This is a genomic window from Pseudoroseomonas cervicalis ATCC 49957, assembly GCF_000164635.1.
Taxonomy (GTDB): Bacteria; Pseudomonadota; Alphaproteobacteria; order Acetobacterales; family Acetobacteraceae; genus Pseudoroseomonas; species Pseudoroseomonas cervicalis.
In genome coordinates this window covers 460,646-464,389 of the sequence record NZ_GG770778.1, presented here as the reverse complement: position 1 = coordinate 464,389, position 3,744 = coordinate 460,646, and the positions used below count along the sequence as shown (strand labels likewise).

The 3,744-nt window shown below is 72.8% G+C and carries 3 protein-coding genes; all 3 read left to right on the top strand.

Annotated features, from left to right (window positions below; translation table 11 throughout):
• Positions 1-742 (top strand): Tim44 domain-containing protein (locus HMPREF0731_RS09350; protein WP_083854480.1); only part of this gene is annotated, 742 nt, incomplete at its 5' end.
• A gap of 189 nt (positions 743-931) precedes the next feature.
• On the top strand, positions 932-1,960 hold the full coding sequence (locus HMPREF0731_RS09345; RefSeq protein WP_007003856.1) for an ABC transporter substrate-binding protein: 1,029 nt from the start codon (positions 932-934) through the stop codon (positions 1,958-1,960).
• Positions 1,961-2,207: 247 nt separating this feature from the next.
• Positions 2,208-3,725: a 2,3-bisphosphoglycerate-independent phosphoglycerate mutase gene (gene gpmI / locus HMPREF0731_RS09340; RefSeq protein WP_040612617.1), complete on the top strand. Its 1,518-nt coding sequence runs from the start codon at positions 2,208-2,210 to the stop codon at positions 3,723-3,725.
• The last annotated feature ends 19 nt before the right edge of the window (positions 3,726-3,744 follow it).

Here is a 3,744-nt window from a genome sequence, read left to right as displayed (position 1 = left end):
GCGCCCCGGCATGGCGAGCCCCGCCCCGGCGGCCGCGCGCGGCGGCATGTTCGGCGGCGGCTTCGGCGGCGCGCTGATGGGCGGGCTGATCGGCGTCGGCATTGGCGGTCTGCTGTTCGGCAACGGGCTGTTCGGCGGCATCAGCGGCCTGGGCGGGCTGCTCGGCCTGCTGATCCAGATCGCGCTGGTCGTGCTGCTGGTCCGCTTCGCGCTCCGCTTCTTCCGCAGCCGCCAGCCGGCCATGGCCGGCGGCCCGCGCGAGGGGATGGGCATGGCGCGCGAGGCGCAGCCGGCGCCGCGCCCGATGATGGGCGGCGGCGGCGGCGCGGCCACCCAGCCGATCCAGGTGACGCAGGCCGACTACCAGGCCTTCGAGGCGCTGCTGCGCGACATCAACGCCGCCTGGTCGCGCCGCGACGAGGCCGGCCTGGCCCGGCTGGCGACGCCGGAGATGGCCAGCTACTTCGCCCAGGACCTGCGCGACCTCGACGCCCGCGGCTGGCGCAACGAGACCAGCGATGTCCGGCTGGAGCAGGGCGACCTGTCCGAGGCCTGGCGCGAGGCGGATGGCGACTACGCCACGGTGGCCATGCGCTTCAGCCTGGTCGACGTGACCTATGACACCCAGGGCCGCGTGGTGGAGGGCGACCCCGCCACCCGCTCCACCGCCACCGAGCTGTGGACCTTCCGCCGCCGCCGCGGCGGGCCCTGGCAGCTCTCCGCCATCCAGCAGGCGGGCTGACCCGCCGGGGCCATCCGCCCCGGCAACCGGAAGAGGGGGCGCGGCGCAGGCCGCGCCCCTTTTTCATGCCCGCCCATCGGCGGCGCTGTCCCGGGCGCGCCGCCGCGCTTTGCCCCTTCCCTGCGCGGCATGGCCATTGCTACTCCCCGCCCGCCGGGAGGATCCGGCGCTCGACCGGGAGACACCCCCATGCTCGCCACCCGCCGTGGCCTGATGCTCGGCACCGCCGGCACGCTGCTCGCCACCCCGCACATCGCCCGTGGCCAGGCCGCGCTGACGCCGGTGAAATTCTGCCTGGACTGGGCCTTCCAGGGCCCGCAGGCGCCCTTCGTCCTGGCCGCCGAGCGCGGCTTCTTCCGCGACGAGGGCATCGCCATCACCATCGACCGCGGCTTCGGCTCGGGCGACACGCCGGTGAAGGTGGCCAGCGGTGCCTATGAATTCGGCATCGCCGATCTGTCGCCGGCGATCCGCCTGCGCCTCTCCGGCCAGGCGCCGGATCTGGTGGCGCCGATGGTGATCCAGCAGGGCAGCCCGCTGGCCGTGATGACCCTGAAGAAGAGCGGCATCACCACCGCCAAGCAGCTCGAGGGCCGCAAGGTCGCGGCGCCGGAGACCGATTCGGCCCGCCAGCTCTTCCCCGCCTATGCCAAGGCGGCCGGCATCGACGCCTCGAAGATCAACTGGATGACCGTCACCCCGCAGCTGCGCGAGCCGATGCTGGTGCGCGGCGAGGTCGACGCCATCACCGGCTTCGAGGTCTCCGGCCTGTTCAGCCTGCGCAGCCTGAACGTGGCCGAGGGCGATGTGGTCTCCATGCGCTACTCGGATGCCGGCGTCGCCCTGCTCTCCACCGCCCTGCTGGTGAAGCGCCCCTATGCCGAGGCCAATGCGCGCATCGTCACCGGCATGATCCGCGCCATCGCCCGCGGCCATGACGCCGCCTGGAAGGACCAGGACGCCGCCATCGAGGCGCTGGTGAAGCGCGACCCGACCGCGCCGCGCGCGCTGGAGAAGGCGCGCATGCTGGCCAATTTCGGCTTCATCCGCACGCCGGAGGCGCTGTCGGGCGGCTATGGCAACCTGCCCATGCCGCGCGTGCAGGCGGCGATCGAGACCATCCGCTCCTCCTTCGGCATCAGCACCGAGCTGAAGGCGGAGGACATGTACCTGCCGCAGTTCCTGCCGCCGGCCTCCGACCTCCAGCTGCCGGCGTAAAGCTCTCAGGCTTTTTTTCTGTCGGGCTGCCGCTTTTCTGTCGGGCTGCCGCCGTCCCGTTCACAGGCGGGACGCGGCACTCCGGAGGCGCTCCGGTGGCGAGCCTGCAAGGACGGGCCCGGCGACGGGCCCGTTTCGCTTGCGCCCCCCCGATTCCCTTTGCAACCGGCGCGGTGGCTGACAGGACCCGCCCCAGGGTCTATCCCTGCCGCCGCGACGCAAACCGACCGCCCGAGGGAGAGCCACGATGTCCCGTCCGAAGCCCGTGATGCTGGTGATCCTGGATGGCTGGGGCTGGCGCGAGGACCGGGCGGACAACGCCGTCCTGCAGGCCCGCACCCCCTGCTTCGACCGGCTCTGGGCCAGCTGCCCGCGCGGCTTCCTGCACACCAGCGGCCATGATGTCGGCCTGCCGGACGGACAGATGGGCAATTCCGAGGTCGGCCACCTCAATCTCGGCGCCGGGCGCGTCGTCATGCAGGATTTGCCGCGCATCGACAGCGCCGTGGCCGATGGCTCCATCGCCACCCTGCCCGCCGTCACCGGGCTGATCGCCAAGCTCAAGGCCAGCGGCGGCACGCTGCACCTGATGGGCCTGCTCTCCCCGGGCGGGGTGCACAGCCACCAGGACCACGCCCTGGCGCTCGCCCGCATCTTCGCCGGCGCCGGCATCCCCGTCGCCATCCATGCCTGGACCGATGGGCGCGACACGCCGCCCGAATCCAGCCCCGGCTTCCTCGCCCGCTTCGAGCCCAACCTGCCGGCCGGCGCGCGCATCGCGACGGTCACCGGCCGCTATTTCGCCATGGACCGCGACAGGCGGTGGGAGCGGGTGCGCCAGGCCTATGACGCCATGGTGGAGGGCCTCGGTGCCCCGGCTGCCAGCGCCGCCGAGGCCATCGCCGCCGCGCATGCGGCCGGCAAGACGGACGAGTTCATCCCGGCCAGCGTCATCGGCGGCTATGCCGGCATGCGCGATGGCGACGGGCTGCTCTGCTTCAATTTCCGCGCCGACCGGGTGCGGCAGATCCTGGGCGCCCTGCTGCTGCCGGGCTTCGACGGCTTCCAGGCGCGCCGCCCGGCGCTGGCCGGCGCCGCCATGATGACCGAATACTCGACCGAGCTGGCGGCGCATCTGGCGACCCTCTTCGCCCCGCAATCCATGCAGGACATCCTGGGCGCGGTGGTCTCCAAGGCCGGGCTGGCCCAGCTGCGCATGGCCGAGACCGAGAAATACCCGCACGTCACCTACTTCCTGAATGGCGGCGAGGAGACCCCCTTCCCGGGCGAGGAGCGGATCATGGTCCCCTCCCCCAAGGTCGCGACCTACGACCTGCAGCCCGAGATGTCGGCCCCCGAGCTGGCCGAGAAGGCGGTGCGGGCGATCGACTCGAAAAAATACGACCTGATCGTGCTCAACTTCGCCAATGCCGACATGGTGGGCCACACCGGCAGCCTGGACGCCGCCATCCGCGCCTGCGAGGCGGTGGATGCGGGCCTCTCGCGCATCGAGGCGGCGGTCACCGCCCAGGGCGGCGCGCTGCTGGTCACCGCCGACCATGGCAATGCCGAGCTGATGAAGGACCCGGTGACCGGCGGCCCCTACACCGCCCACACCACCAATGTCGTGCCCGTGCTGCTGGTGGGCGGCCCGGCCGGCGCCGCGCTGCACGAAGGCCGGCTGGCCGATGTGGCGCCGACGCTGCTGGCCCTGCTCGGCCTGCCCCAGCCGGCGGCGATGACCGGGCGGAGCCTGCTCGGCTGAACACGGCGCGTCCCGGGCG